We start from the raw sequence: 22,720 nt of genomic DNA on the forward strand, positions 1-22,720 counted from the left end.
TGATTCTAAGCCATATTAGTCATAAGCTTTACTTCAAACTATATCCCCACGCAATCATCAAACAACACACAATTATATGTAATTAATATTATAAATATTAATTACATAACAAAATACACCACACAACTATGCAGTAATATTCGCAAATACATAAAATAAAAATACTTTTCCTCAATTCTCAAGCAGTTTAAGTACTTATGTTTAATGCACGGTTTTAGTTTTAATGCCTGATGTTTTTAAGCACAACAAAAGATGTATAATCATCCCAGTCAGGTTTCAGATCGGGTTGATTAATAAAACCAAAAGAATAATTACCAAGTATAATATCCGGCTTTCCGTCAGCATTATAATCGGCAACGTCCATGCATATCCACCTGCCGTGTTTAGCTATGGGTAAATTATGAGGGATAAAATGCAGTGGGCTATCTTGCTCAAAATAAGTAAACCCTTCCTCTGGATTGTTTTTTAAGTCAGAAAAAAAAGCGATGAGGGCAATATCTAATTTCCCATCGCCATTAAAATCAGCAGCAATGGCTTTAGTAGCTCCGTTAACCGGATAAAAATAGGCCTGCTTATATTTAAAATTGCCCTGGTTAATAAAAATGTAAACGCCGTGATAAGGTTTTAATATTCTGGAATAGTCGCTATTATCCCCGCTGGTATATAAAATATCGGGCCGCCCATCATGATTAAAATCAACCAACTGGAAACTGCTGGAGCCATAAACCGGTGGAAACCGCAATAAATTACGCGTAGTAAACCCACCTTTGTGATTATTTAAAAAAAGCCAAACTCCCTCTTCTCCTTGGGCAAACAAACACATGATATCCGGCCATCCGTCATGATCATAGTCGCCCACCTCTACATATTCCGCTCCGGGCAAAGCGCTGATGATATGTTTTTCATATTGCTTTCCTGGTAGTTGTTTATACCAATACAATCCCCCGGCATTGTGACCGAATCCGCAAACAACGAGATCTGCAAGGCCGTCTTTATTAATATCTGCCTGACGCGCTTTTACCGGACGGGGTAGCTTATCAACCAATGGTTTATTACTATTCAGAACTTGATCCTTAACTGGTAAATTCATTACAAAACCATTCGACACATCAATAGCATCCATAGAACCAATAAATGTGAACATGCCTTGTTCTACCCCTGAATCATCATTGTTAAAACTGACGTCAACTACAGGTGAGCTATACTTTTGGGATGACAATAATTTTAACCCCGGCGACCATTGGTTAATGCTTCGGGTTAATCCATCGCTGGTAAAAATATGGTGACTTATAGAGTCAAAAGCAACCAGGCAAGTTGTGGCGATAGTTTTGCCTGATGACGGTTTGAGTAGCGAAAAAACGCCCATATCTTTAACAGGCGCAACCGTTGGTTTGGCGGGCTTCAGCGATTTGGGTGCTGCTGTTTTATAATAATTAACAATTTTCAGCCAGTCTTCATAACCCAGTGTCGATTTTGCGGAAGGGTCATTCACATACTGATCATCAGCATAAACACCTATACCTAAGCGCCTGGCCATGGCAGGCAATACATGTTTGCCCCAAGTTTCCTGATCAAGCAGACCAGCATCAGGATATTGGTGACAACTTTGGCAATATTTTTTTGATAGCCCTTTACCATCGAGGGCAACAACAGCTACCGGCTGATCATTATTGCAACCTAAAGTTAACGAACAAACAACAACGGCAAATAAAACAATAGGAGTAAGGATAATGTGATATTTTCTGAATGCCATTGAGTACGGAATGTTGATGAACTTAAAGGTATAATTTAGTAATTAATAAAAGGGACAGCATTGCTGTCCCTTTTATTAATTACTAAAGATGAAATGATATTTATCAATAACCCTGATTTTGTTTTAAAGCAGAGGTAGTTCCGTTAGATTCCAGATCGATCTGAGCCTGAGGGATTGGATAATACTCATTTTTATTAGGTGTGAAGCTGGCTCCCGATACGTCTGTTATTACTTTACCATCAAAGTTAAAGTATGTTGCCAATGCTTGCTGAGCAATGCCCCAACGGGAAATATCAAAGAAACGGTGGCCTTCCATTGCTAATTCCAATTTGCGTTCGAAATAGATAGCCTTTAATGCCAGAGTCTTGCCTGAGAAATAGCCTGCTGGGTATGCTTTAATTACATAATTTGCAGCAGGAGTAGTGGTATATCCTCCCATTGGACTGGCCGGATTTTTATAAGTATAAACAAAGCCTGCAGGATTGGATGCTCTTGTCCTTACCCGGTTCACATAAGCCTCACCCAAATCGCCGCTACCTAACTGGGCCTTTACTTCAGCTGCCATCAGTAACACATCGGCAAAGCGGATAATATTAATCTGGTTGGCGTTACCCGGAGCCCAAGAATGAGCATCGCCATAGGTACCTTTAGTAGCCTGGAAGTAGACATTCTTTTTGGCTGAGTAAGGGCCAGCAGAGCTTTGCTCACGAATCCAGCCTTGACCTGGGTGATTACCCCAGTCTAAAAATGGAATTCCACGACGACCAACCGTCCAATCCAAACGAGGATCAAGATTACCGGCATCCAATGTGAATGCTGCAGTAGATGCTATGCCTTGATCGTTGGCAACAGGATGCGAATTATAATCATCCAAATAAGGCAAACCACCAGCATCTGTGCGGAATGAATTAGCCAAATCCAGTGTTGGCTGGAAGAAACCGCAGCAACCGAATGGACTATTGTATGGATAATTCAGCATATCACCGTTATTAGCCTCGCTAATGGTATTAGTACCATCATTGGCAGCTTGCTGTACCGCAAATACAGTTTCCTTATTATTTTTGGTTGCCGCGTTAAAATTGTCAAAGTAATTGGCTGTAAGATCATATGCCACACCGGCGGAGTTTTTACCGGTTGTTATTACCGTAGTAAATAAGCCATCAGCATCGGTATACTTTTTTTCATATAAATAGGCTTTAGCTAAGTAAGCCGCAGCAGCCCATTTATTTACGCGACCAACTTGCGCTTGCGTTTCGGGCAAATTGGCGTAGGCAAACTTAAAATCATCTTCAATTTTTGGCCATATATCTGCTGTATTTGGCTGCACAAAGTTTGTGGTGGATTCATCAACATAAGGTACATTGTTAAACATCTTTTTCAGATCAAAATAATAATGTCCGCGTAAAAACCTGGCCTGTGCTACGGCCTGGGTTTTAGCCGCAGCAGTCATATCCGTAGCTGCTGCACTTGCCTTTATCACATTATTACAGCGCGTGATACCTTCATAATCGGCCCTCCATTTACTGTTCAAAAATCCGTTGCTCGCATCAACAGTGAAGCGTGCTATAGAGTTGATCGCTGGTTGGTCGGTACCTGAACTGCCTTTGTGGGCGTCACCACCAGCTACTGCACCGTAAATCCAATTATCAGCTGCAGCTTCCCACGGTCCGCCGCCGCCAAAAGCTGCGTTTGTACCTTGTTGACCATCTAATGCCGAATAAGCACCAATCAGCAACCCATCCACACCCGCAGCGGTATTGATGGCCGCAGATGGCAATGCACCCAGCACCGGTTGCTGCAAGTATGACTTTTTACATGAACCTTGTATGATACCGGCGGCTATTAAAGCATAAACCGATAAACGTTGAATATTTTTCATTTTCTTTTATGTTTAATAATTAAAACTTAACCTGTAAACCTAATAAGTAAGTACGTACCGGTGAGTAGTTACCACGATCTACACCAAAGTTAGTGCTGCTGTTGGTTCCGGCATTATTAATAACTCCATTGTTAACATCAACCGATTGATTACCTGAACCACCGCCCACAATTTCTGGATCAACACCACTGTATTTGGTTATGGTGATCAGGTTAGCTCCAGATACGTAAACTCTTAGCTTTTGGATTCCTATGCTTTTTAATATCTGTGGATCAATGGTATAACCTATTTGCACGTTACGCAAACGCAGGTATGAACCGTTCTCTACGTAATAAGAGTTAGGCACAGTACTGGTACTGAATGAGCCGTCGATCTCCTGTATTGGCGCTTTAGCATTGGTGTGTGTTGGTGTCCATGAATCATACAGCGCGGTTTTGCTTTTTACACCCAGGAAATTGGTGTAAAAATCTGTCCACCATTTGGTATCATTCCATATTTTGTTGCCGTAAGAACCATACCAGAACATGTTCAAGTCAAATTGTTTATATGAAAAATCAAGATTTAAACCACCTGTGAATTTAGGGTTAGGGTTACCCAACAAAGTACGATCACTGGCATCAACCTTACCATCGCCATTAACGTCGGCATATTTGAACCGGCCAACAGCAGCATCATTTTGATATGTGCCACCGGCTTTTTGGTTTGCAGCATCAATTTCTGCCTGTGAATTCCAAAAACCAGCTACTTTATAACCGAAGAAACCACCAACAGGGCCACCTACCTGGTTTCTGATAATAGAGCTACCATTGAAACGGCCACTGTTTAGATCAAAGTAATTTTGCCCTAAAGTAACTTTTTTGATTTCGTTATGATATGTGGTAAAGCTCAAAGTTGCGTTCATCTTAAAATCTGATGAAAAGCTTTGATGAGTAGTAATAGCCACGTCAACACCGGTGTTATCCATAGCACCTACGTTGGCATATGGAGTACGGGCAGTACCTTGCGTACCAGGTAAGCTTGGGTTGAATAACAAGCCGCTAATCGATTTTTTATAGTAATCAGCAGATATCTCTAACTTCTGATTAAAGAAGGTACCATCAAAACCTACGTTAAAGTTTTTGTCTGATTCCCATTTTGCATCCGGGTTACCAATGCTATTTTGTGTAAAACCAGAAACTGTGCTGGTTGAAGTACCGCCAATATCATAATAAGAGTTGGTTCTGTTACCGGCAAAGGTAGTGAATGCATTAGACGGGTTAACGTTGTTCTGGTTACCCATTACACCATAACCGGCCCTGATTTTTAAGTCATTAATCCAGCTTACGCCTTTCATAAAATCTTCCTGTGAAATACGCCAGCCAGCGCTTACTGCAGGGAACCAGCCATACACTTGGTTTAAAAACCGGGTTGAACCATCACGACGGATAGTGGCATTTAATAGATATTTATCATTAAAGGTATAATCCAGGCGAGCTATAAGCGGCGAGTACAGCCTGTCTCTTTGTAAAAAGCTATAGGCAGTTGGCGAACCGGTACCGCTGGATATGGAGGTGTAGTTTGGATCAAATACAAAATAACCGGTATTGGTTGCGCCTAAGGCCTGGTAACGATTTTTTACCGCCTCATTACCTACCAGTAACTTGATATCGTGCTTACCAATAACCTGATGATAGGTTAAAGTGTTGGTCCAGGTGTAGCTATAACCGTTATAAGAGTTCTCTGAATACGAATTTGTTGTATTATTTTCAGAGTTCTCATACTCAGGATAAGTGAATGAGTGATTATAGTTTGAATAGTATTCACCACCAAATTGTGTACGAATAGTAAAGTGTTTCAGGAAGTCGACCTCGGCAAACACGTTACCAAATAAACGGTTGGTAATACCATAGTTGTTTTTGGTACGGTCGGCAATAGCACGTGGGTTACGCGCATTACCCAAATTGGCTGTGTTTGATCCGGCGTAGTTACCCTTAATATCATATACCGGGATGATAGGTTGCTCGCGGAATGACATACCGATAGAGGAACCCTCGTCATTTTGATTGATCTGCGGATTCTCTGATATCGCGTAAGAAATATTTTCGCCTACACGGATATGATCAGTAAGATTATAACTGGTATTTGCCCTTATTGTATAACGTTTAAGATAAGTATTTAGCAAGGTACCTTGTTGGTTAAAATAGTTCATAGAGAACAAGTATGCAGCCTTATCTGTAGATCCATTAACGTTCAGGTTATGGCTCTGGATCGGTGCCGAACTAAAGATTTGGTGATACCAATCGGTACCTGCTTTGTTAGCCTTAGTTATGCGGTAAAAACCAGACGGATCTCCAGATGTATAAAACGGTTTAACGCTATATTTTGCCGGATCAACAGCCGGATCGCCATCATGAATACCGAACGGACCGGCTCCGCCTGCGTTGATATAATCGGGCAGTACGTTGCCATTAGGACCATACAGGTTACTGCTCAAGTCCACAGGAATGCCTTTTAGCTTGGCGGTATTTTGAATAGCCAATGTTCTCAGACTCATCATTTCGGTAGGGTTCAGCAAGTCATAAACGTTACCGCCCTTTGGCTGCTGGGTACCATAGTATGCATCATAAGAAATGTTGGTTTTGCCTTTACCTTTTCTGGTAGTAATGATAATTACACCGTTTGAAGCACGCGCACCGTAAATAGAAGCAGAGCTTGCATCCTTTAAAACCTGCATGGTTTCAATGTCATTCGGGTTAAAGTCATTTACGTTGGTAGTAGGCACTCCATCAACAATGTATAATGGTTGGTTATTACCAAAGGTATTAACACCGCGTATTTTTACTGCTGGAGTTTCACCCGGCTGTCCGGATGCCACAACGGTAACACCCGCTGCCTGACCTTGTAGTTGGTTTTCTACAGATCCTGTTGGCTGCCGGTTTAAGGCGGCAACACTCACTACAGCAACTGCACCAACGAGGTCCTTTTTACGCTGTGAGCCATACCCCGTAACAACAACCTCATTTAAGGAGTTGTTACCCGCTTTAAGTGTAATATTCAGATTTGTATTGGCGCCAACTGTAATATCGGTAGTTTGGTAACCGATATATGAAATGGAGATAACATCGCCCGCTTTAAGCGAAAGCGTAAAATCACCATTCACATCTGTTACGGCACCTGTCGAGGTTCCTTTGACTCGCACAGAGGCACCAACTACGGGTAGTTTGTCATCGCTGCCGATAACCTTGCCCTTGTACTTTGTTTGAGCCGTAGCCACTAATGAGGATACGAGGAAACATAATAGCACCCCCATAAATCTCCCTTTGAGAAGTAAACTTTTAAGCATGATTTTAATTAATTTAGTTAATATATTGGATTAAGAACTCATTTAAAGCACTGAAAATCAGAGCCTATAAAAGCAATGGTAGAGACACTGCTGGCATATTTTAATTATTATTTCTTTCGGCTTTAAAGCAATGGTAGAGACATTGCCGGTTAACATGCTTTTAAAAGCAATAACCAATAACAATATTACAAGGCTAACGTGTAGGCAGTAACCCGGTAACGACCGAAAATATGAAACACCAACTATTGTGTAGGCAATGGTGGTTAATCTATCTATCCCTGGTTGATTGTGAGATAAGCCTTGCGGCAATAACCAGAAACGATATCAATACACTGACATTTTTAAATATGATCAATTACTTATAAAAATTTGACGATTTAGCGGATTGATTGTGAGATAAGCCTTGCGGCAATAATCCGATAAAACAGGTACATGATGCTATCTAAACGAATAGATAACAATAGAATACCTCAAACCTTTGTGTTAATCATCATTAAATTTACAATATTCTTTATATATAATCTTAGGTAATAATTATCTTTTTCTGTATAGACAATATTGGTTTGGAGCTAAAGTAATAATAGTGTACCATTTACACAAGCAGTCTCTTTAGAATTACGAATTAATCATTTTAACATGCCTGAACAGGTTTGATATTCGCAATAAAAATACTCTTTAATTAATAATTAAGTGATTATTACAAAGTGATTGTCAAATTTTCACAATTAGATATTTGCAGTAAAATTTGGTTAAAAAGCCCTCCTCATACTTTCATAGCATTAAATGAAGGTTATAATTAACTACTTGTTTAGTTTTTTCATCAAAAAACAGATAAAATCATTAAAAACAAGCGTTGAATTAAAAGACATAAACCAGGCAATTATGAGATTTTTCCATCAATCCCCAAACAGAGAAACATATCCAAAAAATGCCGATGTAAAAACACCGGCATTTCTGTGATCATATAGCGGTATACATTGGCCAACTCAGGTAGCTTGAAAGCTCATGTAGTGTTATCCTGGATCTTATCAGTCCTTGTATTCCAATTGCTTTTTAAGCACTATGTTGTTAGCGGCTTTAGCAATCATTACATCAAATGACCCGGGTTCGGTAACTTGTTTCATTTGACGGTTCCAGATAGCGATATCCTTAGCACTAATAGTAAAACTAACCGTTTTTACTTCTCCCGGTTCGATAGCTATTTTGCTGAAACGTTTCAATGACATCACCGGTGTGCTCACTGAATTAACCTTGTTGCCCAGGTATAATTGCACCACCTCCTTACCAGCCAGATTACCTGTATTTTTTACATCGACGGAAATAGTTACCTGCTCATTTTTGCCGAACCTGGCCTTTGATACCTTAAGGTTGCTATAATCAAATGAAGTATAACTTAACCCAAAACCGAAGGCAAACAAGGGGTCTGTCGATGAAAACACATAATCACGTCCTGGTTTTTCAACAGTTCCAGGTTCACGATTATTCCCTCTTGATGAAGCTACATAATTGTAAAATACCGGAATATGTCCAGTAGATTGTGGGATACTCATGTTAAGCCTGCCAGATGGATTTACTTTGCCAAACAAAATATTGGCAAGAGCGGTGCCCCCTCTTTCGCCGGGATACCAGGCCTCCAAAATAGCCGGAACGTTTTCCTTTTCCCAGCTAATGCTCCATGGGCGGCCATTTTCCAATACCAGTATAACCGGTTTACCGGTTTTATATACAGCCTGCAACAGTTCGCGCTGAACACCTTGCGGACTAATATCCGTAACATCATATCCCTCGCCGCAGGTAAAAGGATCTTTTGGCTCATTGCCTGGTGCTTGTCCATTCCAACCAACCCCTTGAAATACTACGCTGGTTGTACCCAAAACTACTACTACTGCGTCGCTTTCCTGGGCGGTTTTCACTGCTTCGTCAAAACCACTCTTATCTAAACCAGTGAGTTCACAACCTTTGGCATAATTTACCTTAATACTATTACCCGCAAATTGTTTAATACCTTCCAATACATTAACACCGGATAGATTATCCCGGGTGAAACTATAATCGCCGTATTGAACTTTATTGGCATTAGGGCCAATAACTGCTATTGATTTCAGTTTGCTGATATTCAGGGGCAACAGGTTATTATCATTTTTCAATAATACTATAGACTCTTCGGCTATTTGCTGCGACAATCTAATATGATCGGGCGTATGTACCCTATCTTTAATAAGCGCGGTATCGGCCAGTGGCTTTTCAAATAAACCTGCCTTAAATTTCATGGTCAGAATACGGGCCACTGCAGTATCAATTTGCGACCCTTTGAGCTTGCCGGCTTTAACCAATTCAATCAGATGAGGGTATACATCAGGACGCGCTGCCTCCAGGTCGACCCCCGCCTTCATGCCCAACAAAGCAGCTTCTGTCGCGTCTTTGGCTATTTTATGAAAATCGTATAATTGGCTAAGGCCGCCGTAATCAGAGAAAACATAACCTTTAAAACCCCACTCTTTTCTTAACACCTGTTTCAACAAAAACTCGTTGCTGTGTGCAGGGATACCGTCAATTTCATTATACGAAGGCATAATAGCCGCGATATTTGCGTCCTGTACCACATCCCTGAAAGGTGCCAAAAACATGGAGCGCAATTCGCGTTCGCCAATTTCGGCGGGTGCAAGGTTAATACCGGCTATGGGTTTACTATACGCGGCAAAATGCTTGCCCGTACACATGATCTTATCAAAAGCAAAACTATTGCGGGTATCTTTCGGATCGCCTTGCATACCCCTTACGAATGCCGAGCCAAGCTGACCAACCAAGTAAGGATCTTCAGCAAAACACTCCTCTACCCTGCCGTAACGGGCATCCCGGATGAGATCAAACAATGGAGACAGCGCTTCATCAACTCCGGAAGTAGAGGCTTCACGGGAGATAGCCTGCCCCATTTGCTCAATGAGGGCCGGATTCCAGGTGCTACCTTGTGCTATAGCCTGAGGAAAGGTAGTTGCCCCTGCCGCCAATTGCCCGTGTAAACATTCACCAATTTGTATTGGCGGAATACCCAGGCGGGTTTGCTCGCGGCTATATTTTTTTGCCGCCGCCGATTTTAAGGCTACATCCCTCACATTGGTAAAAGGGCTTTCCAAAACGCCAAAAGCTATTTTGCTGTTTTTCGCTTCAGATAATGACGACATACACATCTGGCCCACTTTCTCTTCAAGTGTCATCCGCTTTAAAAGATCAGTTACGCGTTGCGCTACCGGCGCTTTCGGATTTTTATAGATTTGGGCGTTGGCTGCCAAAGCAAGCCCTACAGTACAGCCAAATAAGAAAAGTGATTTACCGTTTAACATTTGATTGATTGATGTTATGCTAAAATGTGCTACAATCGATTGCAATTTAAATTAAAATACCTTATTGTTTAAATAAATCTTACTATAATGGTTTACCTGGAACAAAGGGGCTACACAAACATATAAAATTCCTACTAATAGAAAAATGGCACTTGATCGGACTTATCAATGTAAAAAACATGTTGTAATTAAACATATAGCTAATAATATTGTAGCTTACCTGACATTAACCCACTCGATAGTTATGTTTTCAAAATTTTATACATCGTTAGTCTTAGGCGCCAGTCTTTTATCACTAACTACAGCCTGTATGGGGCAAACCGGTGAGCCAGTAGAAAAAAACAAAGCCAATAGCAATTATAAACCGGCCTTTGCCGGACAAACGCGCATTGGAAGCGTTAAAACTAAAACTCCCTATACGGCCACAGTGATCAGCACCGAGTTGAAAGGTCCATGGGGTATTCATGTTTTACCCGACGGCCGCCTGCTGATCAGCAGTAAACCCGGAACTATGCAAATAGTAAAAACCGACGGTAAAATTGATAAAACCATTACCGGTTTCCCCGAGGTACAATTTGCTGGTCAGGGCGGTTTACTGGATGTAAACATCGATCCGGATTTTATCAAAAACCGGATGATTTACTGGACCTATGCCCAGCCCGGCGACGGAGCCACGCTGGCAGTAGCCAAGGGTAAATTATCGGCTGATGAAACCAAACTCGAAAACGTCCGTGTGATATTTGAAGCCACCCCACGTTACAAGGGGGCCGGTCAGTTTGGCTCTCGTCTTTTATTTGATAAAAAAGGAAATATTTTTGTAAGTACCGGCGACCGAATGGCTGATGATATACGTGTGAAAGCCCAAGACCTAAGCGCAACTACCGGTAAGGTCATCCACATTACTAAAGACGGTAAACCCGTTGCCGATAACCCATTTATTGGTAAAGCCGGCGCTAAACCCGAAATATATGCTCTGGGTTTTCGTAATCCTGATGGCTTTTCTATAAACCCTGTTACCGGCGACCTTTGGGAGGCTGAGTTTGGCCCTCGCGGTGGCGACGAGATCAACCTGATTAAACCAGGTGGTAATTATGGATGGCCGTACGTTACTTATGGTATAGAATATAGCGGACAAAAAGTATATGATGGCATTCAGCAAAAAAAGGGCACCATACAACCAGTTTATTACTGGGACCCGGTTATTTCGCCTGGCTGCATGATGTTTTATACCGGCAATATTGCCGAGTGGAAAAACAACTTATTTGTAGGCGGACTGAGCGGACAACACATCATTCGCCTGGTAATTAAAGACAACAAAGTTGTAGGTGAAGAACGTTTACTGGCTGATAAAAATGAGCGCTGGCGCTGCATGGCTACCGGTAAGGATGGTGCCATTTACGCCGCGACCGACGCAGGTAAATTATATAAGATAGCTAAGCAATAAGGCGTCTTCGCTTCCGCTTTTCAATTGCAGGATATCGATGCTGTCAATAGTCTTCCGTACCTGTTGTAAAATAGTTTAAATTGTTTTTTTAAATATATCCTCATTTATAATAAAAGTAAAATTTCAACCCGACAAAACAACTACTATAACGTTGTGGTTACGCCATAGCCCTCATTCAATTACACTGCGGTCAAATACCGACCAACAAAAAACGGCCGATCAAATGACCGGCCGTTTTTTGTTGGTTCTTCCTTTTATTAAGGATTAGGCTGCATCAGTTTGTTGGTCTGAAGTTCTACGCCAGATATGGGCCAGATGTAATTAGATGCCGTTACGGCAACGGCAGGTGAACTACCCTGCGGCCCCGATTTGGCAGGAAGCGCCTGCCCGGTACGGAACAGATCGGTAAGTCTGAAACCCTCTCCTAACAGCTCTATCCTACGTTCGGTCAGTATCGTACTGATCAAATTGGCCTGTAAACCGATATCCGCCGGATCGAAAGTAAAAGCAGGATCAGAGCGATGCCTTACTGCATTCAATAGAGCACTTGCGTTGGCCAGATCGCCTGTCCTGGCATAAGCCTCTGCCGCATTCAATAACACCTCGCTATATCTTAATACAGGTACATAATCTGTAAAGGGAGACGGCGTTTTGTATTTGGTCAGGTAATTAACCGTGCCCACTTTGGTAATAAATCCTTTGCGTGCGTCGGTAGAGGCAGCTCCACTTAATGCGGCATTGGCATATATACCGGCTGTGTTTAAGTAATACTCGCCGTTACCTGGGCTCGAAGTAAAGTAATAGGCCAGTTGATTTTGCGTACCTGGGGCATCGCTGGTGCTAAATGGCAAAAACAATAAACCCTCAGCCCCTGTATATGAGCCATTAAAAACAGTTACGATGCTACTTTCCAATTTGCTGCCACCAGTTGGAGATTGATATGGAGCGGTCGTGCTGATCAGTTTAGCGGTTTCTGTGAGCACTTTAGCATAATTTGCTTGTGCCAAATACACCCTTGCTTTTAAAGCTATGGCCGTATTTTTAAACGCCCGTGTTGCACCGGTAGCAGTCGCTTGAGTTGCTGGCAGTTTGGTTTCCGCATCGTCCAGGTCTTTTAATATTTGCGTGTATACTTGTGCAACTGTACTCCTGGCCAGATCATTTTTCCCTGCACCGGTCAAATCTGTTTCTGCCAACAGGCGCAGCGGCAAACCAGGACTTGCCCCTCCGTCAAAAACGTAAGGCTTAGCATAGGTTTGCACTAACGCAAAATAAGATAGTGCTCTTAAAAACTCGGCCTCGCCAATATATTGGTTAGCAGTTGCCGCATCAACTTTTGACAGGTTAGCATTAAGCCCTACCAGGAAAACATTAACCCGGTTAATAGCTGTGTAGCCTGCACTCCAGAGATTAACCACCTCGTTGGTATTGGAGTTTACATTTTGATTCCATGTATCTAAACCGGTAACGCCATTGGGTTTATTTACGATAAACTCCTCCCCTCTTATCTCGTTATAGATCACATAGCGGCCTCCGTAAAACTGCCCGCTTTTAACACCCGAATATAAGCCGTTCACCTGGCTTAAAATCCTGGCCGGTGTATCAAATGCTTTAGAATCAATGATACTTGTGGTTGGCGATGGCGTTAATAGATCCTTTTTGCAGGAATTGCCCATCACCATGGTCAATGCCAGTACTGCGGCATTGACGGTATATTTATATTTCTTTATTGTTATCATGATCGTAAAAATTAAAATCCCACATTTAAACCGAATGTAAATATCCTGCTGGAAGGCACTGTATTGCGGTCGATACCGGGTGCCAGGTTTGAGTTACCGTTGGATGATACTTCGGGATCAGAACCTTTGTAACCAGTAACCACCGCCAGATTGGTAGCCTGTACGTATACCCTCAAAGAAGAAATGCCAGCGCGGTTAACCAACCTTGTGGGTAGCTTATATCCCAGGGCAACGTTTTTAAGTTTTGCGTAGGATCCGTTCTGCACATTGGAAGAGTTTGGTATGGCCGATCCGTTAGAGTAGTTATCACCATACACCACTTTAGGAATGTCGGTAACCTGGCCAGGTGTAGTCCAGCGTCTTAAAATACCGGTTTCATTGTTCCAGAACCGCTGGTCGCGGAGGGTGGCCTGTGTTCCGTTGTATATTTTATTACCTCCCGAAAAGGTAATACCAATGTTTAAATCAAAACTCTTATAAGTAAAAGTGTTGTTTAAACCGCCATAATAGGTTGGGATGGCTCTTCCTGCTATGCGGCCATCCAGCGTACCATCAATGGCCGGGGCTACTGTACCATCAAGATAGGTCCATTTTGATGGCGTACCCACCTGGTTATACTGCACTTTCTGACCAAATCGGTTAATGAAGATGCGCTGACCATTAGCTGGGTTTACCCCATCAACCGGCACCACAAAAATTGAACCCAGTGTATAGCCCACACGGGTAACGCTCGCCGTTTCCAGGCCCGAGGTTACGCCATAGATATCTGAATTGCCCTGCGCCAAAGCGGTAACTTTATTGCTAAGTGTGCTGATGTTAAAGTTCGTAGTCCAGCTGAAGTTGTTTTTGACTATGTTTCTGGAGGTGAAATTCAATTCAAACCCACGATTGTACATCGAGCCTACGTTGGCTGCAATAGTATTACCAGGTATACCCCGCGACGGCGATTGCGGTGCATTCAGGATCAGGTTATTGATACTGTTGTTATAATAATCAAGCTCTGCCTGTATGCGTCCTTTAAACAAGCCAAAGCTGATACCTATATCTGTTTTTTTACTGGTTTCCCATTTCAGATTAGAGTTACCTGCCTGGTTAAAATAAACCGTTCCGGCGCTGCCGTACAAGCCCGAATTATATAAGGATAAAGATGCAAAATCGCCCACGCCAACGTTACCTACTACACCATAACTGCCTTTAAGTTTAAGGTCCTCGAAGATGCTGCCCAGGCGCGATTGTTTAAAAAAGTCCTCTTCGGCTATATTCCAACCAACAGAACCTCCGCCAAAATTACCATACTTGTTATTGGCCGATAATCCGGAAAAACCATCACGTCTGAAACTTCCGCTTAACAGATATTTTTTGTCATAGCTATAATTAAGATTTGCAAAATAAGACCTAAAGCCATTTTCAGATTGAAAATTCCCCGTGGTGGCGTCGCTCAATACATTCAAAAAATTTCCTTGAAAATTATTAAAATATGAATCGGCTAAATTTGTTCGCTGTGTACCGGTACCTACGTTGGTGGTATGATACTCTTCATAACCTATATAAGTATCAATGTTATTTTTTCCTAAATCCACAATGTACTCCAGCTTATTGGTCAAATCTCTGCGATTATACTCCTGGAAGGTATTTAACGCCAAGCCGTTTGAACTTTGGCCGTCACCAGCTATCGGGTTTTGAAAAGTGGTATTGGCAATATTAAGTTTGTTAATGCTGTACTGGGTTCTAAATTTCAGGCCCTTTACTAATTCCCATTCACCATATAAATCGCCAATTACGTTGGTATTACCCGAGGTATACTTATCCAGATCAAGCAATACCAGCGCGTTGGGGTAATTATTAGCAATGGTATTGGCGCCCAAGCCCAAGGTTCCTGTGCTGGTGATGTTATAAGAGCCATCCGGGTTGCGCGGAGCCACATTTGGGTTTAGCACCAAAGGCAAACGGGCCAATCCACCGGTATTATAAGCCTGTCCGGGTAATGAACCGCTGTTTGGGCCTTTACCTAAGGAGTTACTATAGCTAAAATTGGTTCCTATAGTAATGGATTTCGACAAATGATGATCCAGGTTGCCCCTGAATATCTTCCGTTCAAACGAATTGGTTTTGATAAAACTCTCCTGGTTGCTGTAGCCTGTAGATACGAAATAAGAGGTTTTTTCTGTAGCCCCAGAAAAATTAAGGTTATGATTGTGCGATAAGCCTGTTTGATAAACAACCTTATACCAATCCGTATTAATTTCGTTGCCATCAGCATCTTTTTGAATAGCGAAGCCCGGAGCCAGGCCGGCATTGGCGCGGGCTTCGTTCTTCAATTCAACGTATTGATCGGCATTAAGTAATTTAGGCAGGTTAAAAGCCTTGTTTATACCCACCCAACCATCATAATTAACCTGTGTTTTGCCTAATTTTCCTTTTTTTGTTGTGATAACCACCACACCGTTAGCGGCCCTTGATCCATAAATAGCTGTGGCCGAAGCATCTTTCAGAACAAAAACCGATTCGATATCATTAGGATTAATATCACCCAGCGGGTTGCTGGAGGCACTATTGGCCACCGTATTGGTGCTGGTAAAAACAGGTACGTTATCAATAATGATTAAAGGATAGGAACTTAAAGATATAGAGTTAAAACCCCTGATCCTGAAAACCGGCGGATTGTTTAATACACCGTTTGGCTGTATAATATTTACCCCCGCTGCCTGCCCCGCCAAAGCCTGATCAAAACTTTGAACCGGTTTATCGGCAATTTGTGCAGCAGTAACTTTAACGGCAGAGCCTGTATAATCCTTCTTGCTTATTTTGGAATAGCCTGATATGACCACTTCAGAAAGCTGACTGGCTGTTGCCACTAAAGCCACGTTAAGCTTATTTGAAGTTATGGCAACCGTTTGTGAAGTGTAACCTATAAAATTAAGGGTGAGGATTTGTTTCCCAGCAGGAACGTTAATGCTAAAATTACCGTTTCCATCAGTTTGGGTACCGATGGAAGTACCTTTTATGGAAACTGAAACGCCCGGTAGCGCGGAGCCATCGCCGGCATCCTTAACCGTGCCGGTGATCTTACGGGTTTGCGCGTACGCTTGGGTGCATACCAATGCCATAACCCATACTAAGTATAGTATTCTTTTGTTCATCGTTAATTGTCGTTAATAGTTAATAGTTAAAATGTTTCGGGAATTGAAACAAGGCTGATCTGATCAGATTTGAATCTGGCTAATTAATTATCTCATAGTATAGGGATTTATGGGATTGATAATAAGTGAATTAAAGATCTTTAGAAACGTATCCGTGGAGTTAGATATAACAACACCGGCGATGAGCTATTTTTTTATAGGAGGTATAGCTGTGGCAGATAGCAGAAGATTGCGGGGATTGTAAAAGACAAGGCATCATAGATAATAGTATTAAAAAGATGTGTTATGATTAAATTATGGTAACATATCATACAAAATATTACGCCATACCAAATTTAAGACTAAAATTAAACCAGTATGATTAAATATAAATCACAATTTTTATATCAAAATAAAAATTCATTAAAAATCAATGCATAAATTAGTAATTTTTATACTAAAATCATATATAAATGAAAAATTTATCCATTATCACAATAAAAATTATATGTAATTTAATTTAAGTCAAAAAATACGTTGAATAAATTATATAATTTAGCAAGAACAGTTATACAGCGCGTAACTTACCAGTTCAGCTATCTTATTCTTCTCCGAATTATAAAATCAAATGGCAAGAACAAACATATCTGTAAATATATAAAAATCTACTAAATCTATATACATAGTATACATTATTAAATTAACCTCCGCTACTTTTAGCTACCTGCAGATGCGCTGCCAATTCTCATTGTTATATCAATACAATTTGTTTTTTCAGCAACATACCTTAATATTGTACTCCTTGACGATAGCTATTTAAATGAGCAGAAAATCGATAAATATCATATTCTTCAGTCTATCGGTGCTCATGCTCCTGATCCGGCCCTACCTGGTCTACCACCTAACCGGGCACAGCATTAAGGATAAAAACCCTGTTAAAACCAGTTTGCTTCAGCGCCTTATCAAGAAAAAGGAAGAGCATTATGAATACAGGGAAATTGCTGCAGCCGAAACCCACCACAAAAAGTTCAGCTTCCGGATTCCTGTAAATCCCTTATCTTTTTTTCAAGTAAAAAACGCACTGCCAGTTTCCGGCTTTTACCTGGTGATCTTCACCGGCTTAACATCCGTCATATTAGGCAACCGGTATGGAAATCAGCGATATGGTCTTTTATCCTGTCTGCGGATCTGAATGATCACTAAAATTTAACTTAGCCAGTATTCGTTTATTCGCCAGGTAAATTAACTGGTCGGGTAAGCGCGAAGAGCCTAAACAATGAGCATTATTGAGCCTGTATTGCTTTTATGCTATCGTTGTTAAACTATTTTAACTTTCTGTACTATATGAAAATTATTTTCTTTATTTTTTTGTTGACCGGAAGCCTCATGGTACGGGCACAGGAACAGATCAAATGGCCCGGCGGTAAAAAGTCGGCTATAATTCTCACTTATGATGATGCCCTGCCTTCGCAATTAAAATTTGCTGTACCGCAACTCAAAACAGCAGGTTTAACAGCCACATTTTTCCTCACCAGTGATATTGACAGCTTATCGATACCCCAATGGCGAAACCTGAGTAAAAATGGCTTTGAACTGGGAAATCATACCGTTTTTCACCCATGTGCCGGCACCGATGATAATCCGGTGCCATCAGATCATTATACCGCTTACCAGATCATTCGCGAGATTGAGGTTATGGACCGCTTTTTATATGCTGTAGACGGAAAAACCAAAAGGACATTCGCCTACCCCTGTGCCGAAACTACTTTGGGCGGAAAGGACTATGTAGATTCTTTGAGAAAGTATACTTTGGTTAAATATGCCCGGGCCGGAGGCGATTCCACAGCCTTTATTACCGACTTTAAACGATTGGATCCCTTCCGGGTGCCATCCTATGGACTGGAAGGTGGCGAGAGCGGCGCGCAATTAATCGCTTTTGTAAAAAAGGTACAACGAAGCGGCGGATTAGGTATCCTGATGATCCATGGCGTAGGCGGCGATTATATCACCATCACAGCTGAAGCCCACCGGCAACTGATACGGTACCTTCAAACACAACAAAAAGAAACATGGATCACTACTTTCCAGAATGCCATGGATTACGTCAATAAACGCATCCCTTTAAAAGCACAAAAACTTTAAAATCAATACATTATTTACAAATCATGAAAAAGATATTCCCAAATAACAAATACCTATTTATCCCGGCGGCTTTGGCAGTTGTCACCTTCTTCGGCGTTTCGGCTTATCGTCATCCTGAAGCACCAGGTATTAAAAAGGTGCAGCATGTGGTTGTTATTTATATGGAGAACCATAGTTTTGACAACCTATACGGACAATTTAAGGGGGCAGATGGTTTAGCAGAGGCTAAACAGGAAAACATCATTCAATTAGATGCAGATAACAAGCCTTATCCGGCACTACCGCCTATACCACGCAGCAGCGCTTTCCCTACAAACCTGCCCAATACTTATTTTAATATCGATCAGTATGTAGCCTCAGACCAGGTTACCCCCGATGTAACCCATGCTTTTTACCACGAACAAATGCAGATCAATGGCGGTAAAATGGATAAGTTTGCGCAGTATAATAATACCAAAGGTCTTACGATGGGCTATTATAACACAGCAGATCTGCCACTATATGATCTGGCAAAAAAATATACGCTTTGCGATCATTTCTTCCACAGTGCCTTCGGCGGATCTTTCCTCAATCATCAGTGGCTTATCGCGGCTGCTTCGCCGGTATTTACACATGCTCCGGAGGATATTACGGCCCAGTTGGATAAATCAGGTAAACTGATTAAGGATGGCATAGTGACGCCCGATGGCTATGCGGTTAACACGGCCAATTCGGTAAATCTTCATCCCAAAGGGTCTAACCCGGCATATTTGGTACCCAACCAGAACGGGCCTACTATTGGCGACCGATTATCAGACAAAGGTATTTCCTGGGCCTGGTATTCCGGGGGATGGGATAATGCCGTAGCCGGAAAACCCGATCCTACATTCACTTACCACCACCAGCCCTTTGCCTATTTTACCCGGTACGCGGTAGGCACAGCGGCAAGAAAAAAACATTTGAGGGATGAAACCGAATTTATAGCAGCAGCTAAAAAAGGTACCCTACCGGTGGTATCCTTTGTAAAACCAATCGGGTTGGAAAATGAGCACCCAGGCGAATCAACTGTTAAGGGTGGTGAAAGCCACGCGGTAGAATTGATCAACGCGGTACTTAATGGGCCCAATGCCAAAAACACGGTGATCATTTTAACTTACGATGAGAATGGCGGATTCTGGGATCACGTGGCTCCTCCGGTGATCGACAGATGGGGCCCTGGCTCACGCATCCCAGCATTGATCATTTCGCCTTTTGCCAAAAAGGGCTATGTAGATCATACGCCTTATGAAACAGTGAGTGTTCTGGCTTTTATTGAAAAACGATGGGGACTAAAGCCGCTTACCAGCCGCGATCAGCATGCCGATCCGTTAAGTCATGCGTTCAACTTTTAAAGTTATCACAGCAGGCCTGCTATTCATTATGGGATGCGGCCTGCTGGCTTTTCATAACCCTCCGGATACTACAGCTGAGCTTATCCGCAAAAAGCTGGTCACACAGGCTGATAGCTTTTTAACAACAGTACGCCGGCTGCAAACTACAGTAGTCAGGTCCGGCAATAGTCTTGCCCGGCAACAGCGTTTAAGGGAAGCACGCCTGGCCTATAAACGGTTGGAATGGGCGGCAGAATATTTTTCCCCCTTAACCTCAAGGCAGGTTAATGGACCACCCGTGCCCGAAACAGAGCTCAACGGCCAAATTATTCTACCCGAAGGTTTGCAGCTAATAGAGCAGTTGCTGTTCACGCGACCCAGCGTTTCCAGCCAAAAGCAGCTAACTATATTGCTGGCCAAGCTTATGGTTAATGCCGATGAGTACCGGCACTACTTTATACATGCTCATTTGCAGGACTGGCAGATTATGGATGCTATAAAGCTGGAAGTTTTCCGGGTGGAAGCATTAGGGTTGAATGATTTTGATGATCCCTTTGCCCGGCAATGTTTTAAGGAATCGGCCGCTGCCCTGAACAGTGCCCAAGAAGTCACTCTGCATTATGTGCAGGAAGATGATAGCCGTTTGCAGGGATGTTTTACACGGGCAATCCGCTATCTTACCAACCCGGTGACTTTTGATCGTTTTGACCGGGCAGCATTTCTTACCGCTTATGCAAATCCTTTGACTCGGGAACTTACTTCTTTACATCAACAACTAAAGCTGCCAGATATCCGCTATAACCGCCTGCTGAACCAGGATGCGGCAACCTTATTTAACAGCAATGCTTTTAATCGCAACGCCTATATCAATGCGCCTGAAGACTCGGCAACTGAACAAAAAATCGCGTTAGGCAAAAAGCTGTTCTTTGATACCCGGCTCTCGGGCACCATGACCCGGAGCTGCGCCTCCTGCCATCAACCAGATAAAGCATTTACGGATTGGCTAGCTAAAAATCTGGATATCAGCGGTAAAAAAACAATCTTGAGGAACACACCAACGCTCATTAACGCCGCGCTGCAGCCGGCACAGTTTTATGACCTGCGTGCTGCCTCACTTGAGGCTCAGGTGAAGGATGTGATCAATAACCGCGACGAAATGCATGGCGACATCCAGCTTTTAAGTCGGAATATCTGGCGGGATAAAACCTATCGCGATTTATTTACCAATGCTTTCCCGGTTAAAAGCAGAACTGCTATTGATACCGCTGAAATTATGAACGCGCTGGCCAGCTATATCCGCAGCCTCACCGCTTTGAACAGCCGTTTTGATGAATATATGCGCGGTAATCAGAAAATGCTTGATCAAACGGAGATCAATGGATTTAACCTGTTTATGGGGAAAGCCCGCTGTTCTACCTGTCATTACCTGCCCTTATTTAACGGTACCCTCCCACCAAGATATATGCAGATGGATGCTGAGGTTATCGGCGTGCCCAAAACCAAAACAAGCAAAATCATCGACCCTGACCGTGGGCTGTTCAACATACAGCCAATGGAATTTAACCGGTACGCCTTTAAGGTTACTACGGTTCGCAACACAACCGAAACCGCGCCATACATGCACAACGGTGCCTACAAAACGCTTGAGGATGTAATTGATTTTTATGACCAGGGCGGCGGTGCGGGCATGGGTTTAAAGATCCCAAACCAAACACTCTCTCCGGATCATTTACAGCTTACCTCAAAAGAAAAAAAGGACCTGATTGCCTTCATAAAAGCACTGAGTAACCACCAATAAGCTTAATCCAGATGTAGTAAATTTATCATATATTCTTTCCACCCTGGTACCAGGGTTTCTGCGGGCGGTTTGCGGGGAATCCATGTTTTTCGCGGTAAGCTTTTCGTTCAGCGGTAAAATCCCACCAGCGTTTACTGCCGTCGCGGTTTTCGATATAATGCACCAGCAAACGATAAGAATCTTCCACACAAGGATCGGCCCAGGTACCGCAATGCTGTTCAAAGGCATCAAAAAGTTCTACAGCCGATCTCCCTTTGAGTTGCTCCAGTGCATAATATCCCTGGCTGATGAGCTCTTCGGCAAAGTTAATACCCAGCGAGGGTATGCTTTGAAATTCTGCAAGCGCACTTAATTCCCTGGCGCGTTGAGGCGAAGCTTCCAACAAGGTGACAATCTCATCCGTCGCATAATCCTGCAATAGCTTTTGGCTTATCTTTTTAGCTTTAAGTAATTGCTTTTCTGCCAGAGTCAATTTATAGTTAATCGTTTTTTTCATAACCTTTCTATATAATTGATGATAAAATTGGCCAGTTGTTCCTGCTCCTCAACGGTTAACAAGTCGCCGTCATATATCCAATACCCCTGCTTATCAAATAAAATGCGACCCAGATTGTCGGGCCTTTCTTCAAAAGCAGTATACAGCTGGTAGCATTGGGCTACTTTGCCGGGCGGCTGGTCTGGCACTACCCGTATAATTTCGTCGGGGCCATTGATACGCTTTACAAAAGCTTTAGCCTCCCTGGTCAGATAGCTGTGCGTGATCATTTTTAACGGTTCTAATTTTTTCAAAGATAATAAAATACTAATATTTTTAGTATTAACTTTACCATCTAT

13 protein-coding genes are annotated in these 22,720 nt (G+C 42.4%); 5 read left to right on the top strand and 8 right to left on the bottom strand.

What is annotated here, in order from left to right:
* Positions 1-220 precede the first annotated feature (220 nt).
* The 4 genes from FHW89_RS22920 to FHW89_RS22935 form a co-directional block, all read right to left on the bottom strand.
* On the bottom strand, positions 221-1,753 hold the full coding sequence (locus tag FHW89_RS22920; protein ID WP_172337383.1) for a VCBS repeat-containing protein: 1,533 nt from the start codon (positions 1,751-1,753) through the stop codon (positions 221-223).
* A gap of 103 nt (positions 1,754-1,856) precedes the next feature.
* A complete protein-coding gene (locus FHW89_RS22925; RefSeq protein WP_172337384.1) occupies positions 1,857-3,632 on the bottom strand; it encodes a RagB/SusD family nutrient uptake outer membrane protein in 1,776 nt (591 codons plus the stop codon).
* A 19-nt stretch (positions 3,633-3,651) separates the two neighbouring features.
* Entirely contained in the window at positions 3,652-6,954 is a 3,303-nt protein-coding gene (locus FHW89_RS22930; protein ID WP_216650673.1) for a TonB-dependent receptor, read from the bottom strand.
* Positions 6,955-7,982: 1,028 nt separating this feature from the next.
* Entirely contained in the window at positions 7,983-10,295 is a 2,313-nt protein-coding gene (locus FHW89_RS22935) for a glycoside hydrolase family 3 N-terminal domain-containing protein (protein WP_172337385.1), read from the bottom strand.
* A gap of 244 nt (positions 10,296-10,539) precedes the next feature.
* Here FHW89_RS22935 and FHW89_RS22940 point away from each other — a divergent pair, with 244 nt between their 5' ends.
* Positions 10,540-11,739, top strand: coding sequence for a PQQ-dependent sugar dehydrogenase (locus FHW89_RS22940; protein WP_172337386.1), 1,200 nt, complete (start codon positions 10,540-10,542; stop codon positions 11,737-11,739).
* 257 nt (positions 11,740-11,996) lie between these two features.
* On the opposite strand, the gene FHW89_RS22945 is transcribed toward FHW89_RS22940, so the two are convergent.
* Positions 11,997-13,478, bottom strand: coding sequence for a RagB/SusD family nutrient uptake outer membrane protein (locus FHW89_RS22945; RefSeq protein ID WP_216650674.1), 1,482 nt, complete (start codon positions 13,476-13,478; stop codon positions 11,997-11,999).
* Positions 13,479-13,489: 11 nt separating this feature from the next.
* The gene (locus tag FHW89_RS22950) at positions 13,490-16,618 is read right to left on the bottom strand and encodes a SusC/RagA family TonB-linked outer membrane protein (RefSeq protein ID WP_172337387.1); all 3,129 of its coding nucleotides are present in this window, start codon (positions 16,616-16,618) and stop codon (positions 13,490-13,492) included.
* Between the two features lie 799 nt (positions 16,619-17,417).
* On the opposite strand from FHW89_RS22950, the gene FHW89_RS22955 reads away from it, so the two are divergent.
* From FHW89_RS22955 to FHW89_RS22970, 4 genes are all read left to right on the top strand, one after another.
* Positions 17,418-17,789 (top strand): hypothetical protein, encoded by a 372-nt coding sequence (locus tag FHW89_RS22955; RefSeq protein WP_172337388.1) that lies wholly within the window; start codon positions 17,418-17,420, stop codon positions 17,787-17,789.
* A 152-nt stretch (positions 17,790-17,941) separates the two neighbouring features.
* Positions 17,942-18,739: a polysaccharide deacetylase family protein gene (locus FHW89_RS22960; protein ID WP_172337389.1), complete on the top strand. Its 798-nt coding sequence runs from the start codon at positions 17,942-17,944 to the stop codon at positions 18,737-18,739.
* Positions 18,740-18,762: 23 nt separating this feature from the next.
* Positions 18,763-20,109 carry an alkaline phosphatase family protein gene (locus FHW89_RS22965; RefSeq protein WP_172337390.1) on the top strand — a complete coding sequence of 449 codons (1,347 nt, stop codon included), beginning with the start codon at positions 18,763-18,765 and terminating at the stop codon, positions 20,107-20,109.
* On the top strand, positions 20,093-21,886 hold the full coding sequence (locus FHW89_RS22970; RefSeq protein ID WP_172337391.1) for a cytochrome c peroxidase: 1,794 nt from the start codon (positions 20,093-20,095) through the stop codon (positions 21,884-21,886). The genes FHW89_RS22965 and FHW89_RS22970 overlap by 17 nt, the downstream gene beginning before the upstream one ends.
* Before the next feature lie 25 nt (positions 21,887-21,911).
* Here the strand turns inward: FHW89_RS22970 and FHW89_RS22975 are convergent, their stop codons facing one another.
* Both FHW89_RS22975 and FHW89_RS22980 read right to left on the bottom strand, forming a co-directional pair.
* Positions 21,912-22,382 carry a helix-hairpin-helix domain-containing protein gene (locus FHW89_RS22975; RefSeq protein WP_172337392.1) on the bottom strand — a complete coding sequence of 157 codons (471 nt, stop codon included), beginning with the start codon at positions 22,380-22,382 and terminating at the stop codon, positions 21,912-21,914.
* Positions 22,379-22,675: a hypothetical protein gene (locus FHW89_RS22980; RefSeq protein ID WP_172337393.1), complete on the bottom strand. Its 297-nt coding sequence runs from the start codon at positions 22,673-22,675 to the stop codon at positions 22,379-22,381. Before FHW89_RS22980 ends, FHW89_RS22975 begins: the two co-directional genes overlap by 4 nt.
* Positions 22,676-22,720 lie beyond the last annotated feature (45 nt).

The sequence above is a fragment of the Mucilaginibacter sp. SG564 genome (genome assembly GCF_013149275.1).
GTDB lineage: Bacteria > Bacteroidota > Bacteroidia > Sphingobacteriales > Sphingobacteriaceae > Mucilaginibacter.

Excerpts from the sequence above, each read along its gene's own strand:
- FHW89_RS22945 (WP_216650674.1), bottom strand. The coding sequence starts at position 13,478 with ATGATAACAATAAAGAAATATAAATATACCGTCAATGCCGCAGTACTG.
- FHW89_RS22960 (WP_172337389.1), top strand. The coding sequence starts at position 17,942 with ATGAAAATTATTTTCTTTATTTTTTTGTTGACCGGAAGCCTCATGGTA.
- FHW89_RS22975 (WP_172337392.1), bottom strand. The coding sequence starts at position 22,382 with ATGAAAAAAACGATTAACTATAAATTGACTCTGGCAGAAAAGCAATTA.
- FHW89_RS22925 (WP_172337384.1), bottom strand. The coding sequence starts at position 3,632 with ATGAAAAATATTCAACGTTTATCGGTTTATGCTTTAATAGCCGCCGGT.
- FHW89_RS22940 (WP_172337386.1), top strand. The coding sequence starts at position 10,540 with ATGTTTTCAAAATTTTATACATCGTTAGTCTTAGGCGCCAGTCTTTTA.
- FHW89_RS22965 (WP_172337390.1), top strand. The coding sequence starts at position 18,763 with ATGAAAAAGATATTCCCAAATAACAAATACCTATTTATCCCGGCGGCT.
- FHW89_RS22955 (WP_172337388.1), top strand. The coding sequence starts at position 17,418 with ATGAGCAGAAAATCGATAAATATCATATTCTTCAGTCTATCGGTGCTC.
- FHW89_RS22920 (WP_172337383.1), bottom strand. The coding sequence starts at position 1,753 with ATGGCATTCAGAAAATATCACATTATCCTTACTCCTATTGTTTTATTT.
- FHW89_RS22930 (WP_216650673.1), bottom strand. The coding sequence starts at position 6,954 with ATGCTTAAAAGTTTACTTCTCAAAGGGAGATTTATGGGGGTGCTATTA.
- FHW89_RS22950 (WP_172337387.1), bottom strand. The coding sequence starts at position 16,618 with ATGAACAAAAGAATACTATACTTAGTATGGGTTATGGCATTGGTATGC.
- FHW89_RS22970 (WP_172337391.1), top strand. The coding sequence starts at position 20,093 with ATGCGTTCAACTTTTAAAGTTATCACAGCAGGCCTGCTATTCATTATG.
- FHW89_RS22935 (WP_172337385.1), bottom strand. The coding sequence starts at position 10,295 with ATGTTAAACGGTAAATCACTTTTCTTATTTGGCTGTACTGTAGGGCTT.